This is a genomic window from Hyunsoonleella flava (genome assembly GCF_004310325.1).
Classification (GTDB): Bacteria; Bacteroidota; Bacteroidia; order Flavobacteriales; family Flavobacteriaceae; genus Jejuia; species Jejuia flava.
The window spans coordinates 1-16,545 of sequence record NZ_SIRT01000016.1 but is presented as its reverse complement, the minus strand read 5'-3'; the positions used below and the strand labels follow the sequence as shown (position 1 = coordinate 16,545).

Below are 16,545 nucleotides of genomic sequence, written 5' to 3'. Positions count from 1 at the left end.
AGAGTAACTAAATTAAAGCGGTTCGTTCTCCAAGTAATTCACCAAAAGCGCCACAACATAGCTATAGCTTTCCATACCTTTACTTTGATTATTTGCCTTTAAAAAATTACCATAAAACAGTTTAAAAAAAGGCTCAAAAGGGTTTTCATGAGCCTGCCAAAACTTTCTGGATTCCTCGTAGTTTTTTAAAATACCTTTGTTTACATCAGCGAGTAAATCTTCAAAAAGACATGCGTCCCGGTTGTAAATTTCATTAAGGCAAAACCGAAGCCCAAAGGTATATCCACAATACTTAATATAGATATCGTCATTATTTGATGCTGCCATAAAGCCGATAAAATTCGCTTCATTTTCGGCGGCATATCCCAATTGATGCGCAATTTCATGAGACGTTGTAGTGGGAAATTTATACATGGGAATCCGCCCATTTACATGCGATTCATTAGTCAACGGATTTAAGTACCCGCTAAAACCCATATAAGTTAATGGATAACTAAATAAAGACTGTTTTGTGCTTTCAGGATGATACTCCAAATTGGGAAACACTGTTTTTAAATTGTCATAACCCTTTGGAATTAAATTAAATACCTCATTTTTATCGTAAGGTACATCAACTTTTAAAGTATCATTTTCCATGAGGTTTAAATGCAAATCATTCGAAACAGAAATCAACTTTTCAATCACATGCACAAGCTGTTCGGTGGTATAATCCGCATTCAAATTTAAGTTATCGTGCAGTGGTAAACGATAATAATTCATCCCCCAAAACAAGTGGAACGCAAAATAAATTAACGACACCGCAGCAAAAACATCCACCAGCCAATGTTTAAAGTCCTTTAAAATCCGTGTTCTGTTTTTTAAAAACCACCAAATCATGTAAAGTCCGCCCAATCCATAAACCAAATCACCAAATGAAAATGGCAGCCAACCCAAAACAAACCGAAATAGTTTTGACAATGTTTGGTACAACCCTTCGCTATAGTACTGCTCAATAAGTTCTGGGTACTTCGAGAGCCATTTTACCAGCAATATCTGCGGGATTAAGCTTAAAGCAAGAAGCGTTTTTTTCTTTTTCAGCATATCTCAAAAATACTAAAAATTTGTACCGCAGCGTTCGTGCTGCTTCCCAAAAGTTTCTTCCTGCTTTCCACTATATCTTTTTCTCGTGCCTTAAAAAAGGATGCCGTTTCAATCAGGAGTAGCTGCTAATGTCGTAGCATTTTTGCTATCTTTGGTATTCGTTAAAAACAACCGCATGAGCAACGATATAAGACAACTTGAGCCCAAAGTACTTTGGAATAAATTCGCTGATTTAAATGCCGTACCACGACCTTCAAAAAAAGAAGAGCGCGTCATCGCATTTATGAAAGATTTTGGCAAAAACCTTGGTTTGGAAACCATTGTGGACGAAGTAGGTAATGTTATCATAAGGAAACCTGCTACCCCTGGAATGGAAGATAAAACTACGGTAGTAATGCAGTCGCATTTAGATATGGTGCATCAAAAAAATAACGATACCGAGTTCGATTTTGATAAACAGGGCATCGAGATGTTTATAGAAGACGATTGGGTAAAAGCCAAAGGCACAACATTGGGTGCGGATAACGGTCTGGGAGTTGCCACGATTATGGCAATTTTAGAAAGTACAGATATTCCACATCCAGAAATTGAGGCATTATTTACCATTGATGAGGAAACGGGAATGACAGGTGCTATGGGCTTAAAAGGCGGATTGCTAAAAGGTGGTATTCTATTGAATTTAGATACCGAAGAAGATGACGAAATAGGAGTGGGGTGTGCTGGAGGTGTGGATATTACAGCAACCAGAACCTATGACGAAGAAGAGACGCCAGAATTCAAAGTTGGATTTGAAATCAACGTAAAAGGTTTACAGGGTGGACATTCAGGCATGCAAATTCATGAAGGCTTGGGGAATGCCAATAAAATTATGAACCGTGTATTATTTGATGGTTTTGAGAAGTTTGGTCTGCGCATTTCTGAAATTGATGGCGGTAGTTTACGTAATGCAATTCCTCGGGAAAGTAAAGCTGTAGTTGCTATTGATGTAATACATGAAGATGCTTTTATCTCCAAAATAAGTGAACTTTCAGCAAGCATTAAAAAAGAATATAACACCATGGAGCCCGATTTGGTAATAGAAGCTACCAAATGCAACACGCCAAAAAACATCATAGATTTAGGAGTGCAAGAAGGTTTTACCAGGGCTATGTACGCCGCTTTAAATGGTGTATATCGCATGAGTGCCGATATCCCAGATTTGGTGGAAACCTCAAACAATATTGCGCGGGTAATTGTAAAAGACGGACACATAAAAGTGGGATGCTTAACGCGTTCCTCAGTTGAAAGTTCAAAACTGGATTTGGCAAATAGCTTAAGAGCAACTTTTGAACTAACAGGTTGTGAAGTAGAGTTCTCTGGGGCGTATCCAGGATGGACACCCAACATGGATTCGGCTATTTTAAAAGTAATGACCAAGCTTTATGAAGAACTTAATGGGGAAAAACCTCATGTTGCGGCGTGTCATGCTGGCTTAGAATGTGGCATCTTGGGGCAAAACTATCCTGATATGGATATGATAAGTTTTGGACCAAACATCAAAGGCGCACACTCTCCAGATGAACGTGCGCAAATTTCGTCTGTTCAAAAATATTGGAAGTTTGTTTTGGAGATTTTAAAGGCGATACCTGAGAATTAGAAGGGTTTCGTTAACGGTATTGTATATGAAAAGTAGCGGGTTTTTACGCACTAACCTTTCAGTTAAACACAGACCTTTTTTATGTTTACTTTGTTTCGTTTTAGAGATTAAACCGCTATTATTTTTATCTATTGTTGGCGACAGTTTTTAATCAAATAATTTACTTATTGAAATTAGCTTAGGTCCATCTAATTCTATAGTTTTAGAGTTCTCTCTAGTAAAACTTGATTTACCTATAAATGAAAGTTCCTTTTGTTTTGGAATTCTTATTCTAATTATAGTCATTCCTTTATAATCAATAATATCAAGTTGACTTAAAACTTGACTTTTTAATGGTTCAGTTAAATCTGATTTTGATATTTTTCCCATTAATTTATTTATATAATCATCTAGGTTTCCTTTCAATAATTTCAGCTCTCTGTCAATTCCGACAATGTACCTTTGATTAACAGTTTTAAATTCGATTTTATCTAATGCTTTCACTCTCTCTGCGTCAGCCTCTTTGTCAGCAACACCAATAAATAAAAAGCCATCTTCATCTGGTCCAACATTTGCAATACCACATATCGTTTCAATTATCTCATCATATAATTTTTCGTTTAGTTTTCTTTTGTCTGATAAATCAAAGAAACCTTGTTTACATTCATATCTGTTTGATTCAATTTTTGCACGTCTAATTGAGTTTTCAAAATCTAACGCAAGACCTGAACCGTGCCTCAAGACAGGTGGGTCTTTTTTAACGAAATGTTTTTGAATTAAACCAGTTGTAAGATTTATATTTTGTTCTCTGTCTGATGTAACAGAATAATTAGCAGTTGATGTCATTTTCTTCTGTAAATCTTTTAATGCTAAAACAATTTGTGCATTGTCAGCAGGTGATTTTTCTTCTTTAACAATAAGATGAAAAAATGCCATAAAAATCGAGAAAAAAGATTCTTTAACCGGGTTTCGTGATTTAGGGTTAACGATATTTATAATAGTTGTTCCTTGCTCTTCAAAAACATCTTCAATAATTGAAAATGTTACTTTAATTTCGTGCATTAACCTATCAACTCCGTACTTTGTCAATAATGTGTTGAATTCTAAATTGACATCTGATTTACTTGTGTAGATTTTATTAAATAAATCTCTACTTTTTGCAAGAGGTTCATCTTTAACAATGGTAGCAATTAAATCTAAAATCATTTCTTCATCCTCACTATCTCTTAATTGTTTTTTCCATATCACTCCGTTTTTGCACCAAAAAATTTCTTCTGCTATAAGCCCATAACCAATTTTTTCGCGAGTGGAATCAATGCTTATCTCTGGCATTTCTGCTAGATTTAAAATATCTTTTGAGGAATCTCCTCTAATTTCAGAAGATACTTTTCTTACAGTATCTGCTAATACATCAAGCATACCAGCTTGTCTTTTTTCTTGGGGACTTAGTTGTTTACCACCTGAATTAATTCTACCAAAAATATCTGTAATTTCCGCTTCATTATCAGTGGGATATATTGTAATAGCTAGTTGGTAATCTAAAAAATTAGCACAAATTTTTGGGTCGAGTAATTCATTTTCGTCTGTTATGGCAGTAAATAAGCCTTCTTCAGAAGATTGTTTTGCCCTTGAAGATTGTTTTACGTCAAAATATTTTCCGTTTATTGGGAATCGATTTTCTATAAATGAAATTATTGCGTTTAATCTTTGCAATCCATCTATAATTTCTAATTTTCCGTCATCTGTTTGTGCCAATAAAATTAGTGGAATAGGTAGGTCGTTTACAATACTGTCAATAAGATATTCTTTTTCATCAACTGTCCAAACAAGTTTTCTTTGATATTTTCTGTTTACTAAAAATTTACCTTCCGAATAATTTCGATAGGCTTCTTGTAAACTCATTCCTCTAGGTGTGATACTCATTTTCTTATTGTTTTTTTCAAATTGTTGCCAACGTGTTTACGGATATGTGTCGTTGACAATACTTCGACAAGCTCAGTACGGGGTACTTATATCCGCCGTTAACGAAGATAGCTGAAATTTTCTACAAAATCAAGTGCGCTAATTCTTATTATCATACACCACTTCACCATCAAAAACAGTCATCACAACCTCAGTCTTTAAAATAGCGCTTTCATCAACGCTCATCAAATCTTGGCTAAAAATGGTGAAATCTGCCAGTTTACCAACAGTAATTGAACCTTTGATGTGTTCTTCAAAAGCACCATAAGCTGCATCTAGCGTATACGATTTTAGGGCTTGCTCGCGAGTCATTTTTTGTTCTGGTTCATAGCCATCTTCTGGTGTGCCTTTTAGCGTTTTTCGGCTTACACTGGCATAAAAACTTGCAATTGGGTTTATAGGTTCTACTGGTACATCAGTACCGTTAACAATAGGTACACCACTTTTTAATAAAGCTTGCCACATGTAAGCCCCTTCCTTTATACGTTTTTCACCAAGTCTATCAATAGCCCATGGTCTATCAGAAGACATATGAATCGCTTGCATCGCAGGAATAACCTTTAATTTGGCAAAACGCGGTATATCATCTGGATGCAAGTGTTGTGCATGCTCAATACGAAACCTATGGTTATCTGCTTTATTTGGAAGTTCTTTAATCGCCAATTCGTATCGGTCTAAAATTTCACGATTTGCACGATCGCCAATAGCGTGCGAACAGACTTGAAAACCATGTTTCAATCCATTTAGCGCTGTTTCTTTTACAAATGCCATGGGTAGTGTTTCATGACCATAATGGTCTGGTCTGTCGCTGTATGGTTTTAGCAACCATGCACCACGAGAACCAAGAGCACCATCACAATTCAATTTTACCGAACGAATGGTGAAAAGATGAGATGTATCAACCATAATACCTTTGGAAAACCATTCATTTAGTAGCGTCTTATCCCAACCCGTAAGCATCGCGTAAATTCTAGTTTTCATCTTGCCTTCGCGTTTCATTTTTTGGTATAATGCTATGGTTTCTCTAGGAATACCCGCATCATGAAAACTTGTGATGCCGTTTTTATGACAGGCTTTTACAGCTAACTCAAACGCTTTTACATCGGTATTTATATTTTTCTCTGGAATATGTTTTGTTATCAACGTTTGTGCACGTTCATTGAAAATGCCCGTTGGTTTATCATTCTTGTCCACAATAACTTCTCCACCGTCTACATGAAATGTTTTAATACCTTCTTTAGCGAATGCTTGTAAGCCTGCTATCTCCATAGCTTTGGCATTTGCAAAACCAGCATGACCACTGGCATGCGATAAATACACAGGATTATCTGGGGATACTTCACTTAACCTATGGTGGGTTTGAAATCCTTTGACCATATTTTGTGGTAAGGAATCCCATTTACTTTGGTGCCAACCTCTACCTACAATCCATTCTCCAGGTTCTAAAGTGGATACACGGTCTGCTACAGCATCAATAACATCCTGATAACTCGTGGTATTTAGTAAATCTAAGTTTAGCTCATTATAACCTAAACCCATAAAGTGGCCATGACCTTCTATAAAACCAGGTGTCATGGTATTACCCTCCAAATCTATAAGTTGCGTGTTTTCATTTTTATACAACTCAGCTTCTTCAAGATTACCAACAAAGATGATTTTGTTGTCTTTTATAGCAACAGCCTCAGCGGTGGTTTGGGTTGAATCTACTGTATAAATAGTACCGCCATGAATGAGCATATTTGCATATTCTTTTTTAGTGTTTTTAGAACATGATAGTATGGCTAGTGAAAGAAAAACAAAGTATAGCGATTGAATGTACCTTTTGTGCATAGTGAATGTTTTAAAGAATTAAGGTACAACAATTATAAAAATTGATGAAGTTTTTTAAGGGACCGGATCGTAACCCGAACCACCCCAAGGATGACAACTAAAAATACGTTTTAAAGCAAGCCATCCGCCTTTTAATACACCGTGTTTTTTTAACGCTTCTTTTGAATAATGAGAACAGGTAGGTTGATAGCGACACGTAGCAGGAGTTAAAGGCGATATCAATGTTTGATAAACTTTTATCAAAAATAAAAAAGGCGCTATGAGAATTTTTTTTAGCATTTCGCTGTCTTTCCTGCTTAGGCAAGAATCCTGTTAATTTTAGAACTGATAAAAAACGGATGCCGCATCAAGTACGGAATGATATAATAGCGAAACACTTAGGTCTAATTTACCGAAAATGTTGTGCCGTCTTTTCCGTCTTTTAAAACAATACCAACTTCGGCTAATTCGTCACGAATTTTATCCGAAAGGGCAAAATCTTTATTGGCTCTGGCTTCTTGTCTTAGTTTAATCAAAACGTCAACAGCTCCTGCCAATCTATCACTTCCAGAACTAGCTTTTGCGGTACTCTCCAAACCTAATACATCATACACAAAGGCATACATCGTAGTTTTTAATACTTCTAAATCTTCTGAAGAAATACTAGCAGCTCCTTCTTTTATTTGATTGATATATTTTACAGCCTCAAATAAATGCGCAATAAGAATAGGCGAATTAAAATCGTCATTCATCGCATCGTAACATTTCTGTTTCCATGAGGTAACATTGATAGTAGAGCTATCAGAGGATTGAATTTTGTTCAATAACTCCATACCATCCATTAATCTGTAAAATCCTTTTTCACTAGCCAGAAGACCATCATCAGTTAAGTCTAACACACTTCTGTAAGAGGATTGTGCCATAAAAAACCGAATAACACTAGGCGCATAGGCTTTACTCATTTTATCATTATTCCCAGATAGTAATTCATTGGGATTAATAATATTCCCAGTACTTTTAGACATACGCTGTCCGTTCATTTCCAGCATATTAGCGTGCATCCAATAATTTACAGGAGAAACCCCTTTTGCAGCTTCGTTTTGTGCAATTTCACATTCATGATGTGGGAACTTTAAGTCCATACCACCACCATGTATATCAAACTGTTCTCCCAAATACTTGGTGCTCATGGCGGTACATTCTAAATGCCAACCTGGGAAACCATCACTCCATGGGGAGGGCCAACGCATAATATGTTGCGGTTCAGCTTTCTTCCAAAGGGCAAAATCTTGTGGATTCTTTTTATCGCTTTGTCCGTCCAATGCGCGGGTATTGTGAATTAAGTCTTCTAGCTTTCGCTTACTTAATTTTCCGTATTCGTTGGATTCGTTGAACTTATGTACATCAAAATACACCGAACCGTTTACCTCATAAGCAAAACCATTATCCATAATCTTACTTATCAACTCAATTTGCTCAATAATATGTCCGGTGGCAGTAGGTTCAATACTAGGAGGAAGGAAGTTTAAAGTATTAAGGATATTATGGAAATCTACAGTATAACGCTGCACGACTTCCATAGGCTCAATTTGCTCCAAACGTGCCTTTTTTGCTACTTTATCCTCACCAGCATCTTCATCATTCTCCAAGTGACCAGCATCTGTAATGTTTCTAACATAGCGGACTTTATATCCTAAATGTTTCAGGTATCGAAACACCATGTCGAAAGACATAAACGTCCTTACGTTCCCTAAATGTACGTTGCTGTATACGGTTGGCCCACAAACATACATGCCCACATGACCTTCGTTTATGGGTTTAAAAACTTCTTTTTGTCCAGTAAGGGAATTGTATATTTTTATGGGGTTAGTTTGGTATAACTGCATTATTGCCTTCAATTAAATCAGTTGGGTGCTAGTTCTATTTTAAAGCTTTTCAGACTAAATAACTAACATTTTAAAATTCAGTGTCCAGTTTGATGTAATCTAAAAACTCACGACGCGTCGCTCTATCTTTAAACTTTCCTCCAAATTCCGAGGTTACGGTACTGCTTTCAATATCACGAATTCCTCTAGAATTTACGCAAAGGTGCTTTGCATCTATAACACAAGCTACATCTTTAGTATTTAAAACCTTTTGAAGTTCTTTTACAATTTGAATGGTTAAACGCTCCTGTACTTGCGGACGTTTAGCAAAATAATCTACAATACGGTTCATTTTAGATAGGCCTACAACCGTACCGTTAGAAATATAAGCTACATGTGCTCTTCCAACGATAGGGAGTAAGTGATGCTCGCAGGTAGAATATACCGTGATATTCTTCTCAACCAGCATTTCACCATATTTGTACTTGTTTTCAAAAGTTGATGCACTAGGCTTTTTCTTAGGGTCTAAACCACCAAAAATCTCATTAACAAACATTTTAGCCACACGGTTTGGTGTGCCATTCAAGCTATCATCTGTTAAATCCAAACCAAGCGTTTCCATGATGTGGCGCACATCATCTTTGATAATGTCTATTTTCTCCTCGTTTGTTAGTTCAAAGGCATCATTACGCAAAGGCGTATCCTCCGAAGAACCAACGTGTTCATCACCCAAAGCATCAAACTCTTCTAAATTGTCAAATTTCATGATATATAACTGAAAATTTAATTTGCAAAGATAAGCATTTCTCCATTTTAGCTTACAAAAGCCATGTTAATAATAAGCGATTAGAAATTATCCGTGTTTTCTCTCCTGTTTTTTGGGCGTTACCCACAAAGGGTTGGGCCTGCCTGCCGTCAGGCTTTCACTAGTCGCTCCTTCTTAGGTCGGTAGCTCCAACATGAAGCCTGTACTGAGCGCAGTCGAAGTATTCAATCCCTAACGCAATCCAATCCGTCTGCTTAAGCTTCTATGTTTTTATTTGTCCTATTTTATTCGCAATAATTACAAAAAAAAGCTTGACCTTTTTAAGAGACCAAGCTATAAGTTATTTTGTAACTACAATTGCTTTTAAATATTGAATCCTAAAGTCAACGTAATATTAGAATTTTGCCTGTCTATCGTTGCAGTGTCTATTAAACCGATATTGTATAAAGATGTTTCATCTGTACGTTTCCATTGGTCATAAGTAAGATCCAATTTAGTGTTTCCGAAGTTATATCCAAAACCAAGGGAAAAACCAGTTAAGTCACCAACTGTTACACCATTAACATAAGGACTTTCCTCAAACCTGTAACCACCTCTAAAGCTAAATTGCTTGTGCTTGTATTCACCACCAAGCCTATAAGTGGCAGCGGTAGTTAAAATATCACTTACATCAGCATTTAAGCCGGTAAAATCATTGTCAGGTCTAAATTTTGTAGCACCATAATTTTTAGAAGAATAATCAAAGCTAATTAAACCTTGTTTACCAAATACATAAGCAGCACTACCAGTAATTTTCGAAGGTGTTTGTAGTCTGTAAGATGGATAGATATTAGTTGTCTGAGGATTAATTGAGGGTAAGTCTGTGCTTGCGAGTTCGCTGGTGTCTAAAAATTGAGACGTTTCTTCTTCAATGGTATACCATGTTGGGGAATCATAAGTTAAACCTATTCTAAATTCGTTGCTTAACTTCAAGATTCCTCCTAACTGGAATGAAAAACCAGAGCCTCTTGTAGATAAGTTGTTTTCAAACTCAACACTGGTTATTGTAGAACCTGTATTATTATTGTTTTCAAACAATAGGGTCGAACGGTCGTAATCTATGAAATGCGAGTTGAAATTTGCCCCTAAAAATAAATCATCCCCATACTGTGCACCAATATTTACAGCAATTTTTCCATTATATCCTGTTGATGTATATGTATAATCGTGATTAAAATTGCCTTCGGCGACGTTTAGCAGATAATTTGTGTTATCATCAGCATCTGGATTTTCAGGGTCTAATATAAAAGATTGATATCCAAGAAATGCTTGTTGGGCTTGAAAACCCTCTAGATCACCTAAGAATTGATATCCTAATTCATAATACAGACCTGGGTTTTGGTCAAAGTATAACTCAGGATCGTTTAGAGCTGTTTGGTCTCTAATATCAAAATAATCGACTAACTCTTGTCCAGTAGGAGTAAACACAGAACGTTGGGTTCCTTCCGTAAAATCAAAGAAATAACTTCCTATAGTATTATTAAAGTTATTGCTGTTGGTGTTAGTTCCTACTGCAAACCAACTATCATCAAAATTATTTGTTCTATCATAAGCTACACCAACGGTAAACTTCTTCCAAGGTGAGTTGCTTGTACTTCTAAAAACAAAAGAAGCTCCTGCTTGTGCCAGATCAAAATTAGAATCGTTTACGCTTCCTGTGCCATTAAAGTATTGCGTGTCATTATTCATTTCTGAATTACCTAAAGAAAATGAAGCATGACTCTGGCTAAACACCGCTGAACCAGCTGGATTTATATTAACGGCACTCATGTCGCCACCTAGGGCACCAAACGCACCACTTAAGGCTCTAAAACGCGCCGTTCCTTGAATGTTGTCTTGAGAATATCTTAAAGCATCGCTGATATCCTGTGCATAAATTGTGGATGCCGATAAAAGCGCTATGCAAAATAATTGGAGCTTTTTCATAAGTTCATTATTTTATTCATTAATTGGGCAAAGGTAACCTTAGCCTGTTTAAAATAATCACTGCTTTATGGGCAATTGGATTATTTTAAACATTCATAAGGCATACTAATTATTGTTTTGTTGAAATATTAACGTCTTCTTCCACCTCCTGAAGACCCTCTTGAACCTCCAGAGCTTCTAGAACCTCCTGATGATCTAGAGACAGATCCAGAGCTTCTTGATGACGATGATCTTGAATAAGATCCGCTACTTCTGCTACTTGATGAACTTCTGCTGTAGTTTGAACTTCGACTAGAGCCACTTCTTGAGTATGTAGATGACGAATTTCTTCTGATAGGCGTTGAGTATCTACTTCTGGAAGTAGAAGACCTGTTAGGAGAATATGACGGCTGCCTAGAGCTACTTCTTCTCACAGTAGAATTTCTATTAATTGTCGTAGGTGAACTAGAGCGTCTTACTCTATTGGATGTACCATTGTTTATCCTATTGGACGTGCCATTATTTATTCTAGAAGTAGTATTACGTCTAGTTGTACTATACCTTGATCCTGTGTTATTGTTTGCTACACTGGTTCTTCTAGATGTACTATTATACCTTCTATTGGCCGTTGAAGTTCTAGCTGTGGTAGAAGATGAACGTCTTGTACTAGCTATACTGCTTCGTCGCAATGTATTGCTTGCTGTTGTGTTTCTGCCAAATAATGCGGCACTACCTCGCCTTGTATTACTAAAGGCTAATCTGTTACCAAATCTATTTCCTGCATAAAAGCCATTACCATAGAATCCCGGAGGGCACCAAGCATTCCAGCCTCCCCAGCCCCAGTTGTTCCAGCCCCAGCCGAAGCCTCCGCCCCAGCCCCAGCCAGCACCCCAGCGGTTCCATCTATTCCAGCCCCAATTGTTCCAACCCCAGTTATTCCAGCCCCAACCGAAGCCTCCGCCCCAGCCCCATCCAGCGTTAAACCATGGGTCCCATCCCCAACCCCAGTTGTTCCAACCGTTGTCGATGTAGTTTATGGTAACATTGTCATTCGTCTGCCCCCATCCAGCAAATCCTTGATAATCATTGTATATGGTATCATTTACCGCAAGGTTTTCCTCACCACTGCTGTAGCTATCTATATCTGTGAAGATTGCCCCGTTATCCGTGGCTATTTCATATTCTTGCGCTTTATTTCTAAAGTAATTTTCGTAGTAGTCATTACCTTCTGCATTTCTGCTTGCATCAACAACTCTTTCTTGATTTTGCGTATTGTCGGTAGTTCCGCCGTAAATCCCATCATTGTCAACACCTACATACTGATAGGAACCGCAAGATACTAATCCGAAAAACAATCCAAGGATTGCCGCGAATTGCATTTTCGATTTTAAATAGTTATTAATTTGCATATCTCTTATAATTTAATTGTTGAACATAGCAAAAATAGTTAGTTTTGCGCAACTATTTTTTTATTTAACATAGACACAATATCTGTGCCAAAAAAGCGATATGGGAAAAAAATTGACGAGTAGGGCGGAAGATTATTCTAAATGGTATAACGAATTGGTTGTTAGGGCTAATTTAGCGGAGAATTCTGCAGTAAGAGGTTGTATGGTCATCAAACCCTATGGCTATGCTATTTGGGAAAAAATGCAAGCAGAATTAGATAGAATGTTTAAGGAAACGGGCCATCAAAATGCATATTTTCCGCTTTTTGTTCCCAAAAGCCTGTTTGAAGCTGAAGAAAAAAATGCCGAAGGTTTTGCTAAGGAGTGTGCTGTGGTTACACATTATAGACTACAATCTGACCCTGATAAAGAAGGAAAACTAAGAGTAGATCCACAAGCAAAACTAGAGGAAGAGTTAGTGGTTCGCCCAACAAGTGAGGCTATTATTTGGAACACATACAGAAATTGGATCCAATCCTACAGGGATTTACCTTTGTTAATAAACCAATGGGCTAATGTGGTGCGATGGGAAATGCGCACGCGTTTGTTTTTACGTACAGCAGAATTTTTATGGCAAGAAGGGCATACGGCACATGCAACTAAGGCAGAAGCGATTGCCGAAACAAAATTGATGAATGGCGTATATGCAAAGTTTGTTGAGAATTTTATGGCTATTCCAGTTATTCAAGGCGTAAAAACTGAAAGTGAACGTTTTGCAGGAGCAGAGGACACTTATTGTATCGAAGCCTTGATGCAGGATGGAAAAGCGTTACAAGCGGGAACATCACATTTTTTAGGTCAGAATTTTGCAAAGGCCTTTGATGTTAAATTTGCTAATAAGGAAGGAAAACAAGATTATGTTTGGGCCACGTCATGGGGCGTTTCAACACGTTTGATGGGAGCACTTATTATGACGCATAGTGATGATAACGGATTGGTTTTACCACCAAACTTAGCACCTTATCAGGTAGTAATTGTACCCATTTACAAGAATGAGGAACAGTTTGATGCTATAGCTAAAGTTGCTGAAGACATCATGAAAGATTTAAGAGATAGAGGGATTTCCGTTAAGTTTGATAAGCGGGACACACTTCGTCCAGGAGCAAAATTTGCACAACATGAATTGCAAGGTGTGCCTTTGCGTATCGCTATTGGACCGAAAGATTTGGAAGATGAAACGGTTGAAGTGGCAAGGAGAGATACTTTAACAAAACAGTCGGTAATTTTAGATAGAATAACTGTTGTAATAGAGGATTTATTAGAAGAGATTCAAGAAAACCTTTTTGATAAAGCTCTAAAGTTTAGAGATTCTCATACCACAGCGGTAGATACATTTGAAGAGTTTAAAGAAGTGCTTGAAACCAAAGGAGGATTTGTTTCGGCGCATTGGGATGGAACCAATGAAACCGAAGACAAAATAAAAGAGTTAACAAAGGCCACAATTCGTTGCATTCCATTAGATTTTAAGGAGGAAGAAGGGAAATGTGTTTTCACGGGGAAACCTTCAAATAAGCGTGTTTTGTTTGCTAAAGCTTATTAGATCAATTTTTTTTTAAAAAAGTTTCATCTACTGTTGCATCATTTAAAAATAGTTGTATTTTTGCATCCGCAATGGAAACATTGTTGTTCATCTAAAAACTGAATAATAAAAATGGCCCGTTCGTCTATCGGCTAGGACGCCAGGTTTTCATCCTGGTAAGAGGGGTTCGATTCCCCTACGGGCTACAATTAAATAAGAAAAAATAAATGGCAAATCATAAGTCAGCTTTAAAAAGAATTAGAAGTAACGAGGCTAAGCGTGTGTTAAATAGATACCAACACAAAACAACGCGTAGTGCAATCAAAAAGTTACGTGAATTAACTGATAAAAAAGAAGCAGAAGCGATGTTTCCTTCGGTTGTTTCAATGTTAGATAAATTAGCTAAGAAAAATATTATTCATGCTAATAAAGCGGCTAATATAAAATCTGGTTTAGCAAAACATATAGCTGCACTATAAAAGGTAGCAGAATAGTTATATAATATTGAAACCACTCTTTTTAGAGTGGTTTTTTTGTTTAAAAATGCAAGGAATTCACATCTGTGCGCGAATTCTTTCCACTGGATTTTTTTGAATAGAATTTATTTTAGAATCTTAAAAACTAAATACTGACTGGTTCATTAACCCCCATATTTTAGAGTTAATGATTTACTTTGGTAATGGACTTACAATTTTTACATCTTGAAACTTAATTGCACCACGAACAATTCCAGCAATAACGGACTGCATCGCTTCTATAATTTGCATTTTTAATTCGCTTTTATGGTAAATAATACTTACTTCTCTTGCAGGACTTGGCTCTTCAAAATAATGTAGGTTTTCTTTGGCCTTATCGTTTACGTCCAAAGTATGTAAATATGGGAGAAGCGTCATACCTAAGCCTTCGTTTGATAGTTTAATTAATGTCTCAATACTACCACTTTCCAATTGAAATTTATCTTCTTCATGGTTTTTAAAAGCTTTACATAAATTGATAACGCCATCCCTGAAACAGTGTCCGTCTTCTAAAAGCAAAATATCTTCAATCACTAATTCATCGGCTTTAATTTTATCTTGAGTATGTAATTTATGTCCCTTTGGTATATAGGCAACAAAAGGTTCAAAGAACAATACACGTTCTTTTATATTTTCATTTTCAAGTGGTGTTGCAGCAATAGCAGCATCTAAATGCCCCTCGTTAATACGATGAATAATTTCTTCTGTAGTCAGCTCTTCAATTTTAAGCTTAATTTTAGGGTACTTTTTTATAAATGTTTTTAAAAACATAGGTAATAATGTTGGCATTATCGTTGGTATAATGCCTAACTTAAACTCTCCGCCAATGTATCCTTTTTGTTGGTCTACAATATCTTTAATTCGGTAGGACTCGTTTACTATATTTTTAGCTTGGGTAACTATTTTTCTACCAACATCAGTTAATTCTATAGGCTTTTTGCTTCGATCGAAAATCAAAATATCAAGTTCATCTTCTAATTTCTGAATCTGCATACTCAATGTAGGTTGCGTAACAAAACATTTTTCTGCAGCTTTTGTGAAATTTTGATGTTCAGCAACAGCCAGAACATAGTATAATTGGGTGATAGTCATTTGAATAAGTTTAGGCTATAAAAATATAAAAACTATCAATTATATTTATGGAAATAGTGAATTATTATAAAGTATTTTTGTTGTACTAAAGTACATTGATGTATTACTACAAAAAGTAGTTTAGTTTGTTTAAGTTTAGTTTAGTTAAAAGAAAAAAGACGACTGTAAGGTCGTCTTTTTGCATTCTAAAGTGTTATGAATTAGAATCTAATATTCATTTCTAAATCCTCCGTGGCTAAATCAAACTTGGCAGTTGCAAATTGTGGAGGGCCATAGCTCATTGGGTTGTTAGACATTCCATAAGATTCTTTTGGCATACCGTTATCTTCAAAATCCATTGTGTTATTATCGTTTTCATCATGCAATGCCATAACAGCATAGGTACCTGGAGATATATTTTCAAAAGTTGCTGTAATCTTTCCATCAACAATTTCGCTTTTTACACTTTTTATACCAGGACCTTTCATAAACGTATCTTTGGTGTGTAGAGATAGTAAAACATGACCATTATTATTAGTAATGTTGTTGATTGTAACGGTTACTGTTTGTCCAGTAGTGTCTTCTTGTGCGTTGCTAAAGTTGATACTTAAAAATAATGCGATAAATAATGTTGTTAGTGTTCTCATGATGTATAGTGTTTTAGATGTTATGTTTTATTGAACACTTCAAAGATGCAACACAACCAAAAGTTTTTATAATGTAATAGACTGAATTGTAAATTATGGATGATGAATTGTATTTTTTGGGCGTTACCCTGGCGGGTCGGGCTTTTCGTTAGTAGTTTTGGCTCGATGCACGCCTCGCCAAAAGCTGCCACTACAATCCCTAACCTTTAGATTAGCAAATACTATTAATTGTTATTACATTTAAAAAGGACAGAGTGAACTTATATCCCTAACTAGCTAAAAAGAGCTATCGTGCGTATTAGTC

The 16,545-nt window shown here is 36.3% G+C and carries 13 protein-coding genes and 1 tRNA gene; 4 read left to right on the top strand and 10 right to left on the bottom strand.

The features are described from left to right. Window positions 1–12: 12 nt before the first annotated feature. On the bottom strand, window positions 13–1,080 hold the full coding sequence (locus EYD45_RS15075) for a DUF3810 domain-containing protein (RefSeq protein ID WP_130965394.1): 1,068 nt from the start codon (window positions 1,078–1,080) through the stop codon (window positions 13–15). A 175-nt stretch (window positions 1,081–1,255) separates the two neighbouring features. On the opposite strand from EYD45_RS15075, the gene EYD45_RS15070 reads away from it, so the two are divergent. After that, window positions 1,256–2,716 (top strand): aminoacyl-histidine dipeptidase, encoded by a 1,461-nt coding sequence (locus EYD45_RS15070; protein WP_130965393.1) that lies wholly within the window; start codon window positions 1,256–1,258, stop codon window positions 2,714–2,716. 147 nt (window positions 2,717–2,863) lie between these two features. On the opposite strand, the gene EYD45_RS15065 is transcribed toward EYD45_RS15070, so the two are convergent. From EYD45_RS15065 to EYD45_RS15035, 7 genes are all read right to left on the bottom strand, one after another. Beyond that, entirely contained in the window at window positions 2,864–4,618 is a 1,755-nt protein-coding gene (locus tag EYD45_RS15065) for a GmrSD restriction endonuclease domain-containing protein (RefSeq protein WP_130965392.1), read from the bottom strand. Between the two features lie 138 nt (window positions 4,619–4,756). Next, entirely contained in the window at window positions 4,757–6,487 is a 1,731-nt protein-coding gene (locus tag EYD45_RS15060) for an amidohydrolase (RefSeq protein ID WP_233702669.1), read from the bottom strand. A gap of 54 nt (window positions 6,488–6,541) precedes the next feature. Beyond that, window positions 6,542–6,766, bottom strand: a complete 225-nt coding sequence (gene yidD, locus EYD45_RS15055) for a membrane protein insertion efficiency factor YidD (protein ID WP_130965391.1) — start codon at window positions 6,764–6,766, stop codon at window positions 6,542–6,544. Window positions 6,767–6,870: 104 nt separating this feature from the next. Further along, complete coding sequence (gene cysS, locus EYD45_RS15050; RefSeq protein ID WP_130965390.1) at window positions 6,871–8,352, bottom strand: cysteine--tRNA ligase; 1,482 nt, start codon at window positions 8,350–8,352, stop codon at window positions 6,871–6,873. Between the two features lie 70 nt (window positions 8,353–8,422). After that, entirely contained in the window at window positions 8,423–9,097 is a 675-nt protein-coding gene (gene folE, locus EYD45_RS15045; RefSeq protein WP_130965389.1) for a GTP cyclohydrolase I FolE, read from the bottom strand. A gap of 363 nt (window positions 9,098–9,460) precedes the next feature. After that, entirely contained in the window at window positions 9,461–11,062 is a 1,602-nt protein-coding gene (locus tag EYD45_RS15040; protein WP_130965388.1) for an OmpP1/FadL family transporter, read from the bottom strand. Between the two features lie 128 nt (window positions 11,063–11,190). Then, the gene (locus tag EYD45_RS15035) at window positions 11,191–12,450 is read right to left on the bottom strand and encodes a hypothetical protein (protein WP_130965387.1); all 1,260 of its coding nucleotides are present in this window, start codon (window positions 12,448–12,450) and stop codon (window positions 11,191–11,193) included. A 100-nt stretch (window positions 12,451–12,550) separates the two neighbouring features. Between EYD45_RS15035 and proS the strand changes: the two genes are divergently transcribed. The 3 genes from proS to rpsT all read left to right on the top strand — a co-directional run bounded on the left by proS (window position 12,551) and on the right by rpsT (window position 14,487). Next, window positions 12,551–14,029, top strand: a complete 1,479-nt coding sequence (proS, locus tag EYD45_RS15030) for a proline--tRNA ligase (protein WP_130965386.1) — start codon at window positions 12,551–12,553, stop codon at window positions 14,027–14,029. A 113-nt stretch (window positions 14,030–14,142) separates the two neighbouring features. Further along, window positions 14,143–14,214, top strand: a tRNA-Glu gene (locus EYD45_RS15025). A gap of 21 nt (window positions 14,215–14,235) precedes the next feature. Further along, a complete protein-coding gene (rpsT, locus tag EYD45_RS15020) occupies window positions 14,236–14,487 on the top strand; it encodes a 30S ribosomal protein S20 (RefSeq protein ID WP_130965385.1) in 252 nt (83 codons plus the stop codon). 189 nt (window positions 14,488–14,676) lie between these two features. On the opposite strand, the gene EYD45_RS15015 is transcribed toward rpsT, so the two are convergent. Then, entirely contained in the window at window positions 14,677–15,615 is a 939-nt protein-coding gene (locus tag EYD45_RS15015; protein ID WP_130965384.1) for a LysR substrate-binding domain-containing protein, read from the bottom strand. 200 nt (window positions 15,616–15,815) lie between these two features. Further along, on the bottom strand, window positions 15,816–16,241 hold the full coding sequence (locus EYD45_RS15010) for a DUF2141 domain-containing protein (RefSeq protein ID WP_130965383.1): 426 nt from the start codon (window positions 16,239–16,241) through the stop codon (window positions 15,816–15,818). Window positions 16,242–16,545: the final 304 nt, after the last annotated feature.

Coding starts and splice junctions, on each gene's coding strand:
- proS (WP_130965386.1), top strand. CDS start 12,551: ATGGGAAAAAAATTGACGAGTAGGGCGGAAGATTATTCTAAATGGTAT.
- EYD45_RS15035 (WP_130965387.1), bottom strand. CDS start 12,450: ATGCAAATTAATAACTATTTAAAATCGAAAATGCAATTCGCGGCAATC.
- EYD45_RS15010 (WP_130965383.1), bottom strand. CDS start 16,241: ATGAGAACACTAACAACATTATTTATCGCATTATTTTTAAGTATCAAC.
- EYD45_RS15015 (WP_130965384.1), bottom strand. CDS start 15,615: ATGACTATCACCCAATTATACTATGTTCTGGCTGTTGCTGAACATCAA.
- EYD45_RS15075 (WP_130965394.1), bottom strand. CDS start 1,080: ATGCTGAAAAAGAAAAAAACGCTTCTTGCTTTAAGCTTAATCCCGCAG.
- yidD (WP_130965391.1), bottom strand. CDS start 6,766: ATGCTAAAAAAAATTCTCATAGCGCCTTTTTTATTTTTGATAAAAGTT.
- EYD45_RS15065 (WP_130965392.1), bottom strand. CDS start 4,618: ATGAGTATCACACCTAGAGGAATGAGTTTACAAGAAGCCTATCGAAAT.
- folE (WP_130965389.1), bottom strand. CDS start 9,097: ATGAAATTTGACAATTTAGAAGAGTTTGATGCTTTGGGTGATGAACAC.
- EYD45_RS15060 (WP_233702669.1), bottom strand. CDS start 6,487: ATGCACAAAAGGTACATTCAATCGCTATACTTTGTTTTTCTTTCACTA.
- cysS (WP_130965390.1), bottom strand. CDS start 8,352: ATGCAGTTATACCAAACTAACCCCATAAAAATATACAATTCCCTTACT.
- rpsT (WP_130965385.1), top strand. CDS start 14,236: ATGGCAAATCATAAGTCAGCTTTAAAAAGAATTAGAAGTAACGAGGCT.
- EYD45_RS15040 (WP_130965388.1), bottom strand. CDS start 11,062: ATGAAAAAGCTCCAATTATTTTGCATAGCGCTTTTATCGGCATCCACA.
- EYD45_RS15070 (WP_130965393.1), top strand. CDS start 1,256: ATGAGCAACGATATAAGACAACTTGAGCCCAAAGTACTTTGGAATAAA.